This window comes from Streptomyces marinisediminis (assembly GCF_026262575.1).
GTDB classification, from domain to species: Bacteria; Actinomycetota; Actinomycetes; order Streptomycetales; family Streptomycetaceae; genus Streptomyces; species Streptomyces marinisediminis.
Map to the genome: position 1 here is coordinate 1 of NZ_JAPKFL010000031.1, position 18,906 is coordinate 18,906.

Genomic DNA, 18,906 nt, shown 5'->3' on the forward strand with positions numbered 1-18,906 from the left:
GCCAGGGGCCCCGGACTTCAGTCCGGGGCCCCTGGCTTTTCTGCGTTCCTTCACCGGCCGTTCATGTCGGGTAGCGAGCATCGTGCCCATGGGAACCTCAGAGTTGGCCGCGGCCGGCGTCGGCGCCGGGGACGAGGTCGTGCTGCCGTCGTTCGGCGGCTCACGGGTGGCCGACGCCGTGCTGGCGCTGGGTGCCGTCCCGGTCTTCGCGGACATCGAGCCCGTCGGCTTCTGCCTGGACCCGGCGGCCGCGGAGCGCGCCGTGACCGCGCGCACGGCCGCCGTCGTCCCCCTCGCGCTCTTCGGGCAGGTTCCCGACCGGCCGGGCTTCGCTGAGCTGTCCCGCCGGCGGCAGGTGCCGGTGGTCGAGCTGGGGGCGGAGCCCGGGGCGGCGTCGCTCGCGGCCGCGCGCCGCCGTCGCCTCGCCGCGCACCTCGGTGCCCGCCTCACCGGGCTCGTCACCCCGGAGCCGCTGCCGGGACGGGAGCACACCTACGCGCGGTACGTGGTGCGGGTGCCCGGCAACGGCCGTCCGGACCGGGACGCCTTCCGCCGGGCGCTGCGTGCCCGGGGCATCGCCGCCGAGGTGCCGGTGCCCGTCCCCGCGCACCGCGTCGGCCCCCGGCGCAGCGGGGCGTGGCTGCCGGAGACGGAGCGGGCCGCCGCCGAGGCGCTGGCGCTGCCGCTGCACGAGGCCATGACGCGGCGCGAGGTGCACCGGCTCGTCTCGGCCTGCCGCGCGCTGGGCGGCCTGGTGCTGGAACCGGCCTGCTGAACCGCGCGGACCGGCGCCCGCGGCCCGGCGGGCGGTGGTCCGCGCGGGCCCCGGCATCGGGTATGATCGACTCCGTCGACGCGCCCCAATAGCTCAGTCGGCAGAGCGTCTCCATGGTAAGGAGAAGGTCAACGGTTCGATTCCGTTTTGGGGCTCCACACACGCCGAAGGGCCCGACCGCGCATGCGGTCGGGCCCTTCGGCGTGTGTCACCGCCGCGGTGGAGGCACCGCGGCGGCGAGCTCACTCCGGGACGCGCATCGCGAGGATGGCCATGTCGTCCGAGGGGGCGTCGGCGGCGAAGCGCTCCACCGCGCGCATGACGCGCGCGGCGACGGCGCCGGCGTTCAACCCGGTGCAGGTGGTCAGGCACTCGGCGAGCCCGTCGTCCCCGAGCATGCGGGTGCCCTCGCGGCGCTCGGTGACGCCGTCGGTCACGCACAGCAGGACGTCGCCCGGGTCGAGGGTGAACGTCTGCTCGTGGAGTTCGAGGTCCTCCATGACGCCGAGCAGGGGCTGCGGTTCGGCGGCCGGTTCCACGCTGCCGTCCTGGCGCAGTCGCAGCGGCAGCGGGTGCCCGGCGCACACGACTTTGAGCAGGGCGCCGCCCTCCGCCTGCGGCCACAGCTCGCCGTACAGGAGCGTGAGGAAGCGGCTGCGGGCGCCCTCGTCGAGGATCGCGGCGTTGAGGCGTTCCAGGACGGCGGGCCCGGTGAACCCCTCGCGGGCGAGCAGGCGCAGGGCGTGCCGGGCCAGACCGGTGACGGCGGCGGCCTCCGGACCGGTGCCGCAGACGTCGCCGATCGCGAAGCCGTAGGCGCCCTCGCGGATGGGGAAGAGGTCGTAGAAGTCGCCGCCGACCTCGTTGCCCTCGCCGGCCGCGCGGTAGATGACCTCCACCTCCACGCCGGGCACCTCGGGCAGCTCCGGTGGCAGCAGGCTGCGCTGCAGGGACTGGCTGATCGCGGTGCGCTCGGAGTACAGCCGCGCGTTGTCCAGGGCGAGCGCGGCGCGGCGGGAGAGGTCTTCGGCCAGCTCCAGGATCTCCTGCCGGAACCGCTCGTCGGTCGGCTTGCCGAGGGTGAGCATGCCGATGACGCGGTTGCGGGCCACCAGCGGCAGGACGACGGTCTCCCCGCCGACGGCGAACGCGGTGGCCAGGGTGGCGCCGGGCGCGGCCACGGTGTCGTCGCCGAGCAGGAGGCTGCGCATCGAGGTGCGCATGGCGCTGGAGTGGGCGGCGTCGGCCGGAGCCGACCAGCCGCGGGCGCCGGGGGCGAGCACGGGCTCGGGCGGGGAGACCTTGGTGAGCAGTGCCTTCAGGTCGTCGATGCGGTCCTCGTCCTCGTGCAGCACGTAGGAGAGCTCGGGCTCGGCGTTCGGCTCGGCGATGGTGTAGACGGCGCACCAGGTGGCGAGCGTGGGGACCGTCATCTGCGCCATGAGGGCCAGCGTCTGGTCCCGGTCGAGCGTGCCGGCGAGCAGGTCGGAGGCTTCCACGAGGAAGGAGAGCGAGCCGCGCCGCAGCCGCTCCAGCTCGGTGAGGCGGGCGGACTCGACGGCCAGGGCGATGCGGTCGGCGGCGAACTGGAGCCGCAGCGCCTCTTCGTTGCTGTAGCGGCCCGGGGTCTCGGCGGCGACGCCGAGCGAGCCGGTGAGGCGGCCCTCGACCTTCAGCGGCACGGTGACCACCGCGCGCATGCCGGTGTCGTCCAGCAGGGGCGCAGCGCCGGGCACGGCGGTGACGTCGTCGTGGACGGACGGCAGCCGGGCGCTGCCGTAGCGGCCGCTGCCCGCCTCGACGGGGACGCGGGCGAAGCGCTGCCGGGCGGCGGGCAGCCCGGTGGAGGCGCGGACCTCCAGCTCCGTCTCGTCGTCGGTGGCCAGCAGCAGGAACGCCGCGTCGCCGTCGAGCATGTCGCGGGCCCGCTCGACGGTGCGCTGGAGCAGCCCGTCCAGGTCCTCGGGGGCGGGGGAGCCGATGAAGGTCTCGAAGGCGTCGGCGGTGCGCTCGCGGCTCTCGGCAGCGCCGGTCTTCGGGCCCTGGCCGGAGTCGGTGGACGGGCGCAGCGGGCTCTGCAGGACGGCGCGCTCGTGGTCGCGCACGAGCAAGCAGACCGTGGAGGGCTCGCCCTCGGCGTCCCGGATGCGCAGGTGCGAGGCGTAGACGGGGAGGGTGCGGCCGTCGGCGCCGCGCAGCCCGTAGGTGCCCTCCCAGCGCGAGAGGAGCAGTGCCTCGGCGATGCCGGTCCCGGTGCCGGGGGTGTGCGGCCAGGCGACGAAGTCGGTCAGCGGCCGGCCGGTGACCCGCTCGGGCGGCCGGCCGGTCAGGGCCGCCGCGTCGTCGTTCCACGCGGCGACGCGCCCGGCGCTGTCGACCTGGACGACGGCCACGCGCACCCGCCGGTCGGCGACGGGCAGCGCCTCGTCGGGCAGCGCGGGCCCGGCGGCCCGGGTGCCCACGGGGCGCTCGGGCAGGTCGAGGCGGAACCACACGCGCTTGTCCCCCGCGGTGTAGTCCACACCCCAGCGGGCGGCCAGCGCCGCGCACAGCAGCAGGCCGCGGCCGCCCTCGCGGTCCGGTCCGGGCGGCGCGTGGGTCTCGTCGCGCAGGGGCACCTCGCGGTCGGGGTAGCGGTCGACGACCTCGACGCGGACGCCGCCGGTGTCGCGCAGGCAGCGCACCTCGGCGGAGGTCCCGGCGTGCACGACGGCGTTGGTGACCAGTTCGCTGGTGAGGACCACGGCGTCGTCGACGACGTCGGACAGGCCCCAGCCCTGGAGGGTGTCGCGCACGAAGGCGCGGGCGGCAGCGACCGACCGTCCGACCGGCTCGAAGGTGGCTGCGGCCCGTGCCGTGATCACTGCGCTCCCCAGGGGTTGGTCGGTGTGGCCGGCCCGCGACGGGCCGCTGCCGGGGCTTCGCTGCGGCCCGACGTGCGCGGTCCGCCCCGGCCTGGTGCTCTGCTGATCCACCCCGGCCCTTCCTGTACCCGTCTTCGTGCCCGTCATCGTGCCCGCCGAACTCGCTCGGCCGCCGGAGGCAAGGGTACTGACGTTGGCCGGTCGCGCGGGGGCCGGTCGCGCGTGTTTCCCCCGCCGGAGGGGGCGGCGGGGGACGCGTCCCCTCGCGGGCCGGTCGGCGCGGGGTGTGCGATGCTGCCGAACTGTTATCGCCACCTCGGGGCGAGGTGAAACACTAGGGAAGTTGGCCCAGGCAGCCGGGCGGTATGTCGACCCTGCAGGAGGGACGCGGTGGACTCTGGCGGAGCGGTGCGCGCGAGCGCCGGTACGCGACCGAAGGGCGGACGGACCCGCAGGAGCGGGACCGTCGAAGTGGACAGGGCTGCCCTGGACCGGCTCCGTGTCGCGTTGGTGGCGATGCGGGACGGCAACTTCCGCAAGCGGCTCACCGTCGCGGGCGAGGGGCCGATGGCGGAGATCTCGGCGATCTTCAACGAGGTCGCCGACCGGAACCTGCACCTGACGAACGAGCTGTCGCGGGTGCGCCGGGTCGTCGGCCGGGAGGGCAAGCTGACCGAGCGGCTGGAGGCCGGGGCCTGCGAGGGCTCCTGGGCGGCCGCCGTGGACGCCTCGAACGCGCTGGTGGAGGACCTGGTGCGGCCGGTGTCCGAGGTGGGGCGGGTGCTGACCGCCGTCGCCGAGGGCGACCTGGGCCAGCGCATGGACCTGCGGGTGCAGGGCACGGACGGGTCGCCGCCGCACGCGCTGCGCGGGGAGTTCCTGAAGGTCGCCCGCACGGTGAACGGGCTGGTGGACCAGCTCTCGGTGTTCACCGACGAGGTGACGCGGGTGGCCAGCGAGGTCGGCACCGAGGGCAAGCTCGGCGGCCAGGCCAAGGTGCGCGGCATGTCCGGGTCCTGGAAGGACCTGACGGACTCCGTGAACACCATGGCGTCCCGGCTGACGGCCCAGGTGCGCGACATCGCGCTGGTGACGACGGCGGTCGCCAAGGGCGACCTGTCGCGCAAGGTCACGGTGCACGTGGCCGGGGAGATGCTGGAGCTCAAGAACACCGTCAACACGATGGTGGACCAGCTCTCCTCCTTCCAGTCCGAGGTGACGCGCGTCGCCCGCGAGGTGGGCACCGAGGGCGAGCTGGGCGGCCAGGCGCGGGTCGAGGGCGTCGGCGGCGTGTGGCAGGACCTCACGGACTCCGTCAACCTCATGGCGGGCAACCTCACCTCGCAGGTGCGTGAGATCGCCCGGGTGACGACCGCGGTCGCCAACGGCGACCTGTCGCAGAAGGTGATCGTCAACGCGCGCGGCGAGGTCGCCCAGCTCGCCGAGACGATCAACACGATGACCGAGACGCTGCGCACGTTCGCCGACGAGGTGACGCGCGCGGCCAGCGAGGTGGGCACCGAGGGCATCCTGGGCGGCCAGGCGCAGGTGCCCGGCGTCGCGGGGACGTGGAAGGACCTCACCGACTCGGTCAACACCGCGTTCCGCAACCTGACGGCACAGGTCCGGGACATCGCGCAGGTGACGACGGCGGTGGCCAACGGTGACCTGTCGCAGAAGGTGACGGTGGACGTCTCCGGCGAGATGCTGGAGCTGAAGAACACCGTGAACACGATGGTGGGCCAGCTCTCGGCCTTCGGCGCCGAGGTGACGCGGGTGGCCCGCGAGATCGGCGTCGAGGGCACCCTGGGCGGCCAGGCGCAGGTGCCCGGGGCGGCGGGGACGTGGAAGGACCTCACGGACTCCGTCAACACCGCGTTCCGCAACCTCACCGGGCAGGTCCGCAACATCGCGCAGGTGACGACGGCGGTGGCCAACGGTGACCTGTCGCAGAAGGTGACGGTGGACGTCTCCGGCGAGATGCTGGAGCTGAAGAACACCGTGAACACCATGGTCGACCAGCTCTCCGCCTTCGCCGAGCAGGTCACCCGGATGGCCCGGGACGTGGGCACCGAGGGCCGCCTCGGCGGCCAGGCCCGGGTGGACGGCGTCTCCGGCACGTGGAAGGACCTCACCGACTCCGTCAACTCCATGGCGAGCAACCTCACCGATCAGGTGCGGCAGATCGCGCAGGTGACGACGGCGGTGGCCCGCGGCGACCTGTCGCAGAAGATCCAGGTCGACGCGCGCGGGGAGATCCTGGAGCTGAAGAACACGATCAACACGATGGTCGACCAGCTCTCGTCGTTCGCGGACCAGGTCACCCAGGTCGCCGTGGAGGTCGGCAACGAGGGCCGGCTCGGTGGCCAGGCGCAGGTGCCCGGGGTCGCGGGCGTGTGGCGCGAGCTGACCGACTCGGTGAACGGCATGGCCGGGAACCTCACCTCGCAGGTGCGCAACATCTCGCAGGTGGCGACCGCCGTCGCGCGCGGCGACCTCTCCCAGAAGATCGCGGTCGACGCGCGTGGGGAGATCCTGGAGCTGAAGACGACGATCAACACGATGGTCGACCAGCTCTCCTCGTTCGCGGAGCAGGTCACGCGGGTGGCGCGCGAGGTGGGCACCGAGGGCATCCTCGGCGGCCAGGCCGAGGTCAAGGGGCTCGCGGGCACCTGGAAGGACCTCACCCAGTCGGTGAACGGGATGGCGAACAACCTCACCTCCCAGGTCCGCAACATCGCCGAGGTCACCACCGCGGTCGCCCAGGGCGACCTGTCGAAGAAGATCACCGTGGACGCCAAGGGCGAGATCCTGGCGCTGGTCACCACGGTGAACACGATGGTGGACCAGCTCTCGTCGTTCGCCGAGCAGGTGACGCGGGTTGCGCGCGAGGTGGGCACCGAGGGGCAGCTCGGCGGCCAGGCGCAGGTGCGCGACGTCTCCGGCATCTGGAAGAACCTCACCGACAACGTCAACCTCATGGCCAACAACCTCACCGGCCAGGTGCGCAACATCTCCGAGGTGGCCACGGCGGTCGCCAACGGCGACCTGACCAAGAAGGTGACGGTCGAGGCGAGCGGCGAGGTCGCCCAGCTCGCGGACACCGTCAACACGATGGTGACGACGCTGTCGTCCTTCGCCGCCGAGGTCACCCGCGTCGCCCGCGAGGTGGGCACGGACGGCATCCTGGGCGGTCAGGCGCGCGTGCCGGGGGTCTCGGGCACGTGGAAGGACCTCACCGAGTCCGTCAACATGATGGCCAACAACCTCACCGGCCAGGTGCGCAACATCGCGCAGGTGACGACGGCGATCGCCAAGGGCGACCTCACCAAGAAGATCGACATCGAGGCGCGCGGCGAGATCCTCGCGCTGAAGACGACGATCAACACGATGGTGGACCAGCTCTCCTCCTTCGCGGAGCAGGTGACGCGGGTCGCCCGCGAGGTGGGCACCGACGGCATCCTCGGCGGCCAGGCCCGCGTGCGCGACGTGGCCGGTACGTGGAAGGACCTCACCGAGTCGGTGAACGAGATGGCCGGGAACCTGACGCGCCAGGTCCGCGCCATCGCCGAGGTGGCCACGGCCGTCACCCGCGGCGACCACGGCGTGAAGATCGACGTGGACGCCGCCGGGGAGATCCTGGAGCTGCAGGGCTTCATCAACGAGATGATCCGCAACCTGCGCGAGACCACGCTCGCCAACCGCGAGCAGGACTGGCTCAAGGGCAACCTGGCCCGCATCTCCGGGCTGATGCAGGGGCGCCGCGACCTCAAGGACGTCGCGCAGCTCATCATGAGCGAGCTGGCCCCGGCCGTCTCCGCGCAGCACGGCGCGTTCTTCCTGGCGGTGCCCACCGGCGGCGCGGCCGAGACGGCCGGCGTCGGCGAGGGCGACGGCGCCTACGAGCTGCGGCTGCTGGGCCAGTACGGCTACGCGCCGGGCAACATGCCCGCCGTCTTCGCGCCCGGGGAGTCCCTGGTGGGCACGGCGGCGGCGGAGAAGCGGCCGATCATGATGGAGTCCGTCCCGCCCGGCTACCTGCAGATCACCTCCGGGCTCGGGCAGGCGCCGCCGGCCGACGTGATCCTCATCCCGGTCGTCTTCGAGGGCCAGACGCTGGGCGTGGTGGAGCTGGCGGCCTTCCAGCCGTTCACGCAGATCCAGAAGGACTTCCTCAGCCAGATCGCCGAGATGATCGCCACGAGCGTCAACACGATCAGCGTCAACACCCGCACCGAGATGCTGCTCAAGCAGTCCCAGGAGCTGACCGAACAGCTCCAGGACCGCTCGGTGGAGCTGGAGAACCGGCAGCGGGCGCTGGAGAACTCCAACGCGCAGTTGGAGGAGAAGGCCGAGCAGCTCGCGCAGACCAACCAGGACATCGAGATCAAGAACACCGAGATCGAGCAGGCCCGGCAGGTGCTGGAGGAGCGCGCCGAGCAGCTCGCGGTCTCGATGCGCTACAAGTCGGAGTTCCTGGCGAACATGTCGCACGAGCTGCGCACGCCGCTGAACTCGCTGCTGATCCTCGCCAAGCTGCTGGCCGACAACGGCGAGGGGAATCTCAGCCCGAAGCAGGTGGAGTTCGCCGAGACGATCCACGGGGCGGGCTCGGACCTGCTCCAGCTCATCAACGACATCCTCGATCTGTCCAAGGTCGAGGCGGGCAAGATGGACGTCAGCCCCACGCGCATCGCGCTGGTGCAGCTCGTGGACTACGTCGAGGCGCACTTCCGGCCGCTGACGGCGGAGAAGAACCTCGACTTCTCGGTGCGCGTCTCGCCCGAGCTGCCGCCCACCCTGCACACCGACGAGCAGCGGCTCCTGCAGGTGCTGCGCAACCTGCTGTCCAACGCGGTGAAGTTCACCGACAGCGGCGCGGTGGAGCTGGTGATCCGCCCCGCGCGGGCCGACGTGCCGGTGGCCATCCGGCAGCAGATGCTGGAGCAGGGCGCCCTGCGGGACGCCGACGCCGAGCTGATCGCGTTCTCGGTGACGGACACCGGCATCGGCATCGCGCAGAGCAAGATGCGGGTCATCTTCGAGGCGTTCAAGCAGGCCGACGGGACGACCAGCCGCAAGTACGGCGGCACCGGCCTGGGCCTGTCCATCAGCCGGGAGATCGCGCGGCTGCTCGGCGGCGAGATCGGCGCGGTCAGCGAGTCGGGACGCGGCTCGACGTTCACCCTGTACCTGCCGCTGAACCCGACGGAGCTGCCGCCGCCGGGCTTCGAACAGCCGGACGGGGCCCCGCTGGCCCTGCCGGGCGTCTCCGAGCCGGGCCACGCCACCCAGGCCGCCGTGCCGCCCGCGCTCCCGCAGGCCCCGGCGGCCCCGCACACCCCGCAGCTCGCCCCGGCCCCGGCCAAGGAGCCGGACCCGCGGACGGACCCGGAGGCGGACGCGCGGACGGCCGCCGAGCCGCGACCCGAGTCCGAGGCGCGGGCGGAGCCGGCGGCGGAGCCCGCGGCGCCCGCGGGGCCGACGGGGGCCGTGGACGGCACCGCCCGCCCGGCCGAGCCGGCCGAGGCCCGGGAGCGGCCCGCCGCGCCGGCCTCCGAGGGTGCCGTGCCGCCGGACCGCAGCACCTTCCAGGGCCGCAAGGTGCTGATCGTCGACGACGACGTCCGCAACGTGTTCGCGCTGACCAGCGTGCTGGAGCAGAACGGGCTCCAGGTGCTGTACGCGGAGAACGGGCGCGAGGGCATCGAGGTGCTGGAGCAGCACGACGACGTCGCCCTGGTGCTGATGGACATCATGATGCCGGAGATGGACGGCTACGCCACGACGCAGACGATCCGCAGGATGCCGCAGTTCGCCGGGCTGCCGATCATCGCCCTCACCGCGAAGGCGATGAAGGGCGACCGGGAGAAGAGCATCCAGGCCGGCGCCTCGGACCACGTGACGAAGCCGGTCGAGCCGAACCACCTGCTGACGGTGATGTCCCAGTGGATGCGGCGGGGGTGAGGCGCGGCGGGGCCGGAACGCGGCGCCGGGAGGCGGCGGGGCCGAGCCGCGGCAGGGCTGATATGTGCGGCTTCCCCGAAGGGATGTATGTTGACTGACTGTGGCCGGTTCCGGGTGGAACCGCGGTGTTCGGGGAACCTCGTGGTTCCCCGGAGCGTTCTCGCAGTGGCACAGTGACATCCCGGTGACAGGGTGTGGCGGTCCGCGGCGTGCGGCTACCATGACCGGCACAGGAACGGGCGGCGCAAGAGAGAGACGTCCCCACACGAGGCGCCTTCGGGCGCCACCGGGGCGAGGAGGACGGGCCATGGTGCAGAAGGCCAAGATCCTCCTGGTCGATGACCGGCCGGAGAATCTGCTGGCGCTGGAGGCGATCCTCTCCGCGCTCGATCAGACGCTGGTGCGGGCATCGTCAGGGGAGGAAGCGCTCAAGGCATTGCTCACGGACGACTTCGCCGTGATCCTGCTGGATGTCCAGATGCCGGGCATGGACGGTTTCGAGACGGCCGCGCACATCAAGCGCCGTGAGCGGACCCGGGACATCCCGATCATCTTCCTCACCGCGATCAACCACGGCCCGCACCACACCTTCCGCGGCTACGCGGCCGGCGCGGTCGACTACATCTCCAAGCCGTTCGACCCCTGGGTGCTGCGCGCCAAGGTGTCGGTCTTCGTCGAGCTGTACATGAAGAACGTCCAGCTCCGGGAGCAGGCCGCGCTGCTGCGGCTCCAGCTCGAGAACGGCGCGGGCGCCGAGGAGCGGCAGGACCCGGCGGGTGTCCTGGCCGAGCTGTCCGCCCGCCTGGCGGCCGTGGAGGAGCAGGCCGAGGCGCTGTCCAAGCAGCTCGGTGACCACGCGGACGCCGGCGCCGTGGCGACCGCGGCCCACCTGGAGCGCAAGCTCTCCGGGCTGCGCCGCGCACTTGACGCCCTGGAGCCGGGCACGGACGGGAGCCCGGCCTCGGTGCCGTCCCAGCAGTGACTGACGCCCCGCCGCCCTGAGCGGGCGTCAGGCCCGGCCCGTGCACCCGCGGCCGGGCGCCGTGTCCCGGCGCCCGCCGGTCCGTCCGTGCCTCGCGCGGCGTACGGCGGTAACCTCACCACCATGGCCTCACGTACGTCCGGCAGCAGTGCCGCGGGAAAGGTGCCCGCCAAGAAGGCGGCCGCGAGGCCGCCCGCGAAGAAGGCCACGCAGCGCAAGCCGCCCGCGAAGAAGGCGCCCGCCAGGAAGGCGCCGCCCAAGCCCGCGCCGTCCCCGACGGGCGGCATCTTCCGCCTGGTGCGCGCGATCTGGCTGGGCGTCGCCCACGCCGTCGGCGCCGTGCTCCGCGCGATAGTGGGCGGGGCCAGGGGGCTCGACCCGGCCCACCGCAAGGACGGGCTCGCGCTGCTGCTGCTGGGCCTGGCCATCGTCATCGCCGCCGGCACGTGGTCGGACCTGCGCGGCCCGGTGGGCGAGCTGATCACGATGCTGGTCACCGGCGCGTTCGGCCGGCTCGACCTGCTGGTGCCGGTGCTGCTGGGCGCGCTCGCCGTCCGGCTGATCCGCCACCCCGAGCGGCCGGAGGCCAACGGGCGCATCGTCATCGGCATGTCCGCGCTCGTCGTCGGCGTGCTGGGGCTGGTGCACATCGCCTGCGGAGCGCCCGGCCGCAGCGAGGGCGACGACGCGCTGCGCGACGCGGGCGGACTCATCGGCTGGGCCGCGTCCAAGCCGCTGATCCTCACCGTCACCGAGGTGCTCGCCATCCCCCTGCTCGTCCTGCTGACGGTCTTCGGCCTGCTGGTGGTGACGGCCACCCCGGTCAACGCGATCCCGCAGCGGCTGCGCCGGCTCGGCGTGCGCCTGGGCGTCGTCGCCGAGCCGGAGCCGGACGCGGAGTCCGGCGGGGCGCCGCCGCGGCAGCGCCGGGCCGATCTGCGCAAGGACACCAGCGCCGAGGAGGCGGAGAAGGCGGCCCTGGACGGGCGCCGCCGCGGCCGCCGCGCCGCGGGCGGGTCCGAGCGCCCCGCCGCACGGCCCGCGTTCGGCGCGGAGGGCGGGACGCGCCGCGACGGCAGCTCGCTGGACGCCGTCGACCTGGCCGCCGCGGCCGCCGCCGACCTCGACGGCGCCCTCCTGCACGGCGTGCAGCCCTCGCCCCTGGTGGCCGGGCTCAGCTCCACCGTCTCGGCCGAGCGCCACGACGACGCCGAGCACTCCGGCGACCTCGCCGGGGCGCCGGGAGCACGCGGGCCGAGCACCGGGGCGAGCGGCGCGGTGCCCGACCTGACCAAGCCCGCGCCCGACTCCGCCGACCGCCTGCCGCCGCGCGCGGAGCAGCTCCAGCTCGCCGGGGACATCACCTACGCCCTGCCCTCGCTGGACCTGCTGGAGCGCGGCGGCCCGGGGCGCACCCGCAGCGCCGCCAACGACGCCGTGGTCGACTCGCTGACCACCGTCTTCACCGAGTTCAAGGTGGACGCCTCGGTCACCGGCTTCACCCGCGGACCCACCGTCACCCGCTACGTGGTCGAGCTCGGGCCCGCGGTGAAGGTGGAGAAGATCACCGCGCTGACGAAGAACATCGCCTACGCCGTCGCCAGTCCCGACGTGCGCATCATCTCCCCGATCCCGGGGAAGTCCGCCGTGGGCATCGAGATCCCCAACACCGACCGGGAGATGGTCAACGTCGGGGACGTGCTGCGCTCGGCGCAGGCCCAGGGCGAGGAGCACCCGATGCTCGTCGCGCTCGGCAAGGACGTCGAGGGCGGCTACGTCAACGCCAACCTCACCCGCATGCCGCACATCCTCATCGCGGGTGCCACCGGCTCCGGCAAGTCCTCCTGCATCAACTGCCTGATCACCTCCGTCCTGATGCGGGCGACCCCCGAGGACGTGCGCATGGTCCTGGTCGACCCCAAGCGGGTGGAGCTGACCGCCTACGAGGGCATCCCGCACCTGATCACCCCGATCATCACCAACCCCAAGAAGGCCGCCGAGGCCCTGCAGTGGGTGGTGCGCGAGATGGACCTGCGCTACGACGACCTGGCCGCCTACGGCTTCCGGCACATCGACGACTTCAACGCCGCCGTCCGCGCCGGGAAGATCAACGCGCCCGAGGGCAGCGAACGGGAGCTGGCGCCCTACCCGTACCTGGTGGTCATCGTGGACGAGCTGGCCGACCTGATGATGGTGGCCCCGCGCGACGTGGAGGACGCCGTCGTGCGCATCACCCAACTGGCCCGGGCCGCGGGCATCCACCTCGTGCTCGCCACCCAGCGCCCGTCCGTGGACGTCGTCACCGGTCTGATCAAGGCGAACGTCCCCTCCCGGCTCGCGTTCGCCACCTCCTCCCTGGCCGACAGCCGCGTCATTCTCGACCAGGCGGGCGCCGAGAAGCTCATCGGCAAGGGCGACGGGCTGTTCCTGCCCATGGGGGCGGGCAAACCCACCCGCATGCAGGGCTCCTTCGTCACCGAGGACGAGATCCGCGCCGTCGTCGGACACTGCAAGGAGCAGATGGCCCCCGTCTTCCGGGAGGACGTGACGACGGGGCAGAAGCAGAAGAAGGAGATCGACGAGGAGATCGGCGACGACCTGGACCTGCTGTGCCAGGCCGCCGAGCTGGTCGTCTCCACCCAGTTCGGCTCCACCTCCATGCTCCAGCGCAAGCTGCGGGTGGGGTTCGCCAAGGCCGGGCGGCTGATGGACCTGATGGAGAGCCGCGACATCGTCGGTCCGAGCGAGGGGTCCAAGGCCCGCGACGTGCTCGTCAAGCCGGAGGACCTGGACGGCGTCATCGCCACCATCCGCGGGGAGGCGTGAGGCAGCGCCCTCCGCGGGGAGGCGTGAGGCACCGTCATCCGCGGGAGGCGTGAGGCCCCGCGGGCCGCGCCGGTGCGGGGCGGGCGGTGCCCGGGGCGGGCGGTGCCCGGGGCGCGCGGCGTTGCTCCGGGAGGGTGGAATCCGGGTGGGACCGGGGCGGAGATCCGGGGGGAACCCGGGGAATCCGAAAGAAAGGACCTGGTCGGAGCGGTACGCGCGGCCGGGCCCGCCGTCGGCGAGTCCGAGCCGTGACCGGGGCGACGCTCATCCGTAAGGAGCACACGGGCAACCGTTTCGTTATGCCTCACGTCCCGTTAGGCGGGTAAGCGGAACATCACCCGTGCCGTCGCGGCGGTGCGGGCCCGTGGGCCCGTGGGCGGTCGGCCATCCTGATGGCGTACAAACCCCTCCCGCCCGCTTGCCCGCCCCTCTCCTGACCCCCCTAGACTGAATGTCCAGCAGGTGGCTACACGCTCGAAAGGCGCCCTCGTGTCCATCGGCACTCCCGGAAGCCCCGGCAACTCCCCCGAAGAGGACCGCACTTCAGCCCTGCCCGACGAGGAACGGCCGCCGCTCGGCCGGGTTCTCCGCCAGGCCCGCCTCGACGCGGGCCTGACCGTCGAACAGGTCAGCACCGCGACCCGCGTGCGCACCCCGATCGTGCAGGCGATCGAACAGGACGACTTCTCCCGCTGCGGCGGCGACGTGTACGCCCGCGGCCACATCCGGGCTCTCGCCAAGGCGGTCGGGGTGGACCCGCAGGCCCTGGTGGCCCAGTACGACGCCGAGCACGGCGGGCGGCCGAAGCCCACGGAGGCCGCACCGCTGTTCGAGGCCGAGCGCCTCCGGCCCGAGCGCCGCCGCCCGAACTGGACGGCGGCGATGGTCGCGGCCATCGTCGTGGTCGTCGGCTTCGTCGGCTTCACCTTCCTCGGCGGCGATGACGAGGGCGGCCGCGACACCGTGGCCACCGACCAGGGCACCCCGCAGGCCTCGCCGAGCCCCACCGCCTCCGCGGCGCCCGCGCCCGAGCCGTCCGACAGCGCCATCGCGGCGGCCCCGGCGGACAAGGTCACCGTCAAGCTCGTCGCCAACGGCGGGAACAGTTGGATCTCCGCCCAGGACCACACCGGCCGCCTGCTGCACGAAGGGGTGCTGAAGGACGGCGGGAGCGAGACCTTCACCGACGACGAGAAGATCGACCTGGTGCTCGGCAACCCGAGCGCCATCGACGTCTTCGTCAACGGCAAGCGGGTCGACACCGTGGGGGAGGTCGACCAGGTCCAGCGCCTGACCTACACCAAGGGAGACCCGGCACAGGGCTGATCCGCACCGCCGCGTCCCGCACGCCGGGCCCGCCTGCCCGGCAGGGCCCGGCTCTCGGTGCGCGCGCGACGAAGTAGGGTGAGCCCATGCCCGATCGCCGTACCGTCGCCCTGGTCACCCTCGGCTGCGCCCGTAACGAAGTGGATTCCGAGGAGCTGGCGGGCCGTCTGGCAGCGGACGGCTGGCAGCTCGTCCCCGACGCCGCCGAGGCCGACGTCGCCGTCGTCAACACCTGCGGTTTCGTGGAGGCCGCCAAGAAGGACTCCGTCGACGCCCTGCTGGAAGCCGGGGACCTCAAGGGTCAGGCCCGCACCCAGGCCGTCGTCGCCGTCGGCTGCATGGCCGAGCGGTACGGCAAGGAGCTGGCCGAGGCCCTCCCCGAAGCCGACGGCGTCCTCGGTTTCGACGACTACGCCGACATCTCCGACCGGCTGCGGACCATCCTCTCCGGCGGCGTGCACGCCCCCCACGTCCCGCGCGACCGACGCAAGCTGCTCCCCGTCAGCCCCGCCGAACGGCAGGGCGCGGGCGTGGCGCTGCCCGGCCACGGGGACGCCGGGCACGCGGCCGCCGGCCCGGGGGAGGCCGCCGACCCGGCGGCCGGCGCCCCGGCCGACCTGCCCGCCGGGGTCGCGCCCGCCTCCGGGCCGCGCGCCCCGCTGCGCCGCCGCCTGGGCGGTGGCCCCGTCGCGTCCGTCAAGCTCGCCTCCGGCTGCGACCGGCGCTGCACCTTCTGCGCCATCCCGGCCTTCCGCGGCTCCTTCGTCTCCCGCCGCCCCGCCGACGTGCTGGGCGAGACCCGCTGGCTGGCCGAGCAGGGGGTGAAAGAGGTCATGCTGGTCTCGGAGAACAACACCTCCTACGGCAAGGACCTCGGTGACCTGCGGCTGCTGGAGACGCTGCTGCCGGAGCTGGCCGCCGTCGACGGCATCGAACGCGTCCGCGTCAGCTACCTGCAACCCGCCGAACTGCGGCCCGGCCTGATCGACGTGCTCGCCGGCACCGAGAACGTCGCGCCCTACTTCGACCTGTCCTTCCAGCACGCCGCCCCCACGGTGCTGCGCGCCATGCGCCGCTTCGGGGACACCGAGCGGTTCTGGGAGCTGCTGGAGACGATCCGGGCCAAGGCGCCGCACGCCGGGGTGCGCTCCAACTTCATCGTCGGCTTCCCCGGCGAGCGCGAGGCCGACTTCGCGGAGCTGGAGCGCTTCCTGACCGGGGCGCGGCTGGACGCCATAGGCGTGTTCGGCTATTCCGACGAGGACGGCACCGAGGCCGCCGGATACGACGGCAAGCTGGACCCGGAGGCCGTCGCCGAGCGGCTGGCCCACCTGACCCCGCTGGCCGAGGAGCTGACCGCGCAGCGCGCCGAGGAGCGGGTGGGCGAGCGGCTGTCGGTTCTGGTGGAGAGCGTCGACGAGGGTGAGGGCGTCCTCGGCCGGGCCGCCCACCAGGCGCCCGAGACCGACGGGCTGGTGCGGCTGACCGGTCCCGGCTGCGCCGATCTCGTCCCCGGACGTATGGTCGAGGCGAGGGCGGTGGCGGCCGAAGGAGTCGATCTGGTCGCCGAGCCGGCGACCGTCGAGGAGGCGTCCCCATGACAGGCATCCCGGCCTCCACGGCCGGGAGCGGTCCGCGGGCGGGGCGCCGGACCGCAGCCCGGCACGTGAGTCTGTGGAACATCGCCAACATCCTCACCATGCTCCGGCTGGCCCTGGTGCCCGGCTTCGTGCTGCTGATGGTCGCCGACGGCGGGCACGACCCGGGCTGGCGCTCGCTGGCCTGGGCGGCGTTCACCGTCGCCATGATCACCGACCTGTTCGACGGCGAGCTGGCCCGCCGCCGCGACATCGTCACCGACTTCGGCAAGATCGCCGACCCCATCGCGGACAAGGCCATCATGGGCGCGGCCCTGGTCAGCCTCTCCGTGCTGGGCGACCTGCCCTGGTGGGTGACGGGCGTCATCGTGGGCCGCGAACTGGCCATCACACTCCTGCGCTTCTGGGTCATCCGCTACGGGGTGATCCCCGCCTCGCGCGGCGGCAAGCTCAAGACGCTCACCCAGGGCGTCGCCGTGGGCATGTACATCCTCGCGCTCGACGGACCGCTGGCCAGCCTGCGCTGGTGGGTCATGGCCGTCGCCGTGCTGCTGACCGCCCTCAGCGCGGTGGACTACGTCCGCCAGGCCGTGGTGCTGCGCCGGGCGGGCCGGACGCGCGCAAGGGCGTCGTGACGGAGGAGACCGTGGCCGACCCCCCGCCCGACTCGGCCACCGACGCGGTCTCCCGGCTGGTCGAGCGCGGCGAGACGGTGAGCGCGGCCGAGTCCCTGACCGGGGGCCTGGTGGCCGCCGCCCTCACCGCCGCCCCCGGGGCCTCGCGGGCCTTCGCCGGCTCGGTGACCGCCTACGCCACCGAGCTGAAGCGGCGCGTGCTGGGCGTGGACGGGGAGCTGCTGGCCGCCCGCGGCGCGGTGGACGCCGAAGTCGCGCGGCAGATGGCGTGTGGGGTCCGGGAGCTGCTGGGTACCCACTGGGGCGTGGCCACCACCGGGGTCGCCGGACCCGAACCACAGGACGGGCAGCCGGTCGGCCGGGTGTACGTGGCCGTCGCCGGCCCGAGCGGTGAGCCGACCGCCCGCCGCCTGGACCTGGACGGCGACCGCGCGGAGATCCGGCGCGAGAGCGTCCAGGCCGTTCTCCGCCTGCTGTGCGGGGAACTTCTGGAGAAGGCCGGGGGACAGAGTACGGAACACCGTGGGGAAGAAGGATGTTTACAGCCCTGAGTGAACACGACATAGCTCCCCGCACGGCCACGGTTGTAGGCGGTACGGTGGGGCATGAAGGACTCAGGTTCACGGTCCGAGGAGGGAGCCACCGATGATTCTGCTCCGTCGCCTGTTGGGTGACGTGCTGCGTCGGCAGCGCCAGCGTCAGGGCCGTACCCTGCGCGAAGTCTCCGCATCCGCGCGCGTCTCGCTCGGCTACCTGTCCGAGGTGGAACGGGGGCAGAAGGAGGCTTCCTCCGAACTGCTGTCGTCGATCTGCGACGCGCTGGACGTCCCGATGTCCGAGCTGATGCGCGAGGTCAGTGACGAGCTGGCCCTGGCCGAGCTGGCCCAGTCGGCCGCGAGCGACGCGGTACCGGCGCCGATGCGGCCCATGCTCAACCCGGTGTCGGTCACCTCCGTCACCGGCCGTCCGGACGAACGCGTGACGATCAAGCGGCCGCAGGAGGCCGTGGACGTCGTCGCCGCCTGACGCCCGTCCGCACCACGCGATCCGGTGCCGAGGCCCTCGCGGCCTCGGCACCGCGCGTTTCGCGGCCCCGGGCAGGCAGGACGACGGCGGCGCCCGCCCGGCGGGGGTCAGCGTTCCGGCTGGCAGCGGGGGCACCAGTACAGCGGCCGGGGCGCGGTGCCGCGCGGGCCCGGCGCCTCGGCGCGGCGTACCGGCGTGCCGCAGCGCAGGCACGGCTTGCCGCCGCGGCCGTAGACCCACAGCATGCGGCCGCGGCGCCGGTCGCCGGTCGTGCAGCGCTCGACGCGGGCCTTGTTCGCGTCCAGCAGGCGCCGCGCCAGCGCCAGGAGGCGGTCGGGGTGGGGCACCCGGCCCACCGGTGTCCACGGGGGCAGGCGGGCCATGAAGCACAGCTCGGAGCGGTAGACGTTGCCCACCCCGGCGAGGTTGCGCTGGTCCAGCAGGGCTTCGCCGATCTCCCGGTCGGCCGCCGCCCGCAGCCGCCGCAGGGCCTCGGCCGCGTCCCAGTCGGGCCCCAGCAGGTCCGGCCCGAGGTGGCCCACGACGCCGTCCTCGGCCGAGGTCGGCAGCAGCGCGAGCACCGGCAGCCGGTAGCCGACCGCCGCGCGTCCGGCCGACGCCAGCACCGCCCGGATCTCGTGGCCCGGGCCGCCCGTCCAGCGCCCGTCCGCCGGATACACCCGCCAGGCGCCGTCCATCCGCAGGTGCGAGTGGAGCGTCAGCCCGCCGTCGAACCGGGTCAGCAGGTGCTTGCCGCGCGGTACCGTCTCCAGCACCTCGCGGCCCGCCAGCTCGGCGGTGGCGAACTCCGGCACCCGCAGCTCGCCCCGGACCAGCCGCGCACCGGACAGCGCGGCGTGCAGCCGCCGCGCGGTGCGCCAGACGGTGTCTCCCTCGGGCATACCAC

Annotated in this window: 11 protein-coding genes and 1 tRNA gene; 10 read left to right on the forward strand and 2 right to left on the reverse strand. The window is 73.5% G+C overall.

Annotated features, from left to right (window positions below; genetic code table 11):
* Nucleotides 1–88 precede the first annotated feature (88 nt).
* Both OSB71_RS21145 and OSB71_RS21150 read left to right on the forward strand, forming a co-directional pair.
* On the forward strand, nt 89–775 hold the full coding sequence (locus tag OSB71_RS21145; protein WP_265950332.1) for a DegT/DnrJ/EryC1/StrS family aminotransferase: 687 nt from the start codon (nt 89–91) through the stop codon (nt 773–775).
* Nucleotides 776–857: 82 nt separating this feature from the next.
* Nucleotides 858–933: transfer RNA gene (locus tag OSB71_RS21150), tRNA-Thr, on the forward strand.
* Between the two features lie 84 nt (nt 934–1,017).
* Here the strand turns inward: OSB71_RS21150 and OSB71_RS21155 are convergent.
* Nucleotides 1,018–3,639, reverse strand: coding sequence for a SpoIIE family protein phosphatase (locus OSB71_RS21155; protein ID WP_265950333.1), 2,622 nt, complete (start codon nt 3,637–3,639; stop codon nt 1,018–1,020).
* Between the two features lie 390 nt (nt 3,640–4,029).
* On the opposite strand from OSB71_RS21155, the gene OSB71_RS21160 reads away from it, so the two are divergent.
* From OSB71_RS21160 to OSB71_RS21195, 8 genes are all read left to right on the forward strand, one after another.
* Entirely contained in the window at nt 4,030–9,606 is a 5,577-nt protein-coding gene (locus OSB71_RS21160; protein ID WP_265950335.1) for a HAMP domain-containing protein, read from the forward strand.
* 307 nt (nt 9,607–9,913) lie between these two features.
* Nucleotides 9,914–10,588 (forward strand): response regulator, encoded by a 675-nt coding sequence (locus OSB71_RS21165; RefSeq protein WP_265950336.1) that lies wholly within the window; start codon nt 9,914–9,916, stop codon nt 10,586–10,588.
* Between the two features lie 123 nt (nt 10,589–10,711).
* The gene (locus OSB71_RS21170) at nt 10,712–13,414 is read left to right on the forward strand and encodes a DNA translocase FtsK (protein ID WP_265950338.1); all 2,703 of its coding nucleotides are present in this window, start codon (nt 10,712–10,714) and stop codon (nt 13,412–13,414) included.
* A 489-nt stretch (nt 13,415–13,903) separates the two neighbouring features.
* Entirely contained in the window at nt 13,904–14,740 is an 837-nt protein-coding gene (locus OSB71_RS21175) for a helix-turn-helix domain-containing protein (protein WP_416237305.1), read from the forward strand.
* Nucleotides 14,741–14,826: 86 nt separating this feature from the next.
* Complete coding sequence (gene rimO / locus OSB71_RS21180; RefSeq protein WP_265950340.1) at nt 14,827–16,341, forward strand: 30S ribosomal protein S12 methylthiotransferase RimO; 1,515 nt, start codon at nt 14,827–14,829, stop codon at nt 16,339–16,341.
* On the forward strand, nt 16,338–16,973 hold the full coding sequence (gene pgsA, locus OSB71_RS21185) for a CDP-diacylglycerol--glycerol-3-phosphate 3-phosphatidyltransferase (RefSeq protein WP_265950342.1): 636 nt from the start codon (nt 16,338–16,340) through the stop codon (nt 16,971–16,973). Before rimO ends, pgsA begins: the two co-directional genes overlap by 4 nt.
* A gap of 56 nt (nt 16,974–17,029) precedes the next feature.
* Nucleotides 17,030–17,524 (forward strand): CinA family protein, encoded by a 495-nt coding sequence (locus tag OSB71_RS21190; protein ID WP_416237307.1) that lies wholly within the window; start codon nt 17,030–17,032, stop codon nt 17,522–17,524.
* 94 nt (nt 17,525–17,618) lie between these two features.
* On the forward strand, nt 17,619–17,999 hold the full coding sequence (locus OSB71_RS21195) for a helix-turn-helix domain-containing protein (RefSeq protein ID WP_219045694.1): 381 nt from the start codon (nt 17,619–17,621) through the stop codon (nt 17,997–17,999).
* Between the two features lie 107 nt (nt 18,000–18,106).
* Here the strand turns inward: OSB71_RS21195 and OSB71_RS21200 are convergent, their stop codons facing one another.
* A complete protein-coding gene (locus OSB71_RS21200) occupies nt 18,107–18,901 on the reverse strand; it encodes an Fpg/Nei family DNA glycosylase (RefSeq protein WP_265950347.1) in 795 nt (264 codons plus the stop codon).
* Nucleotides 18,902–18,906: the final 5 nt, after the last annotated feature.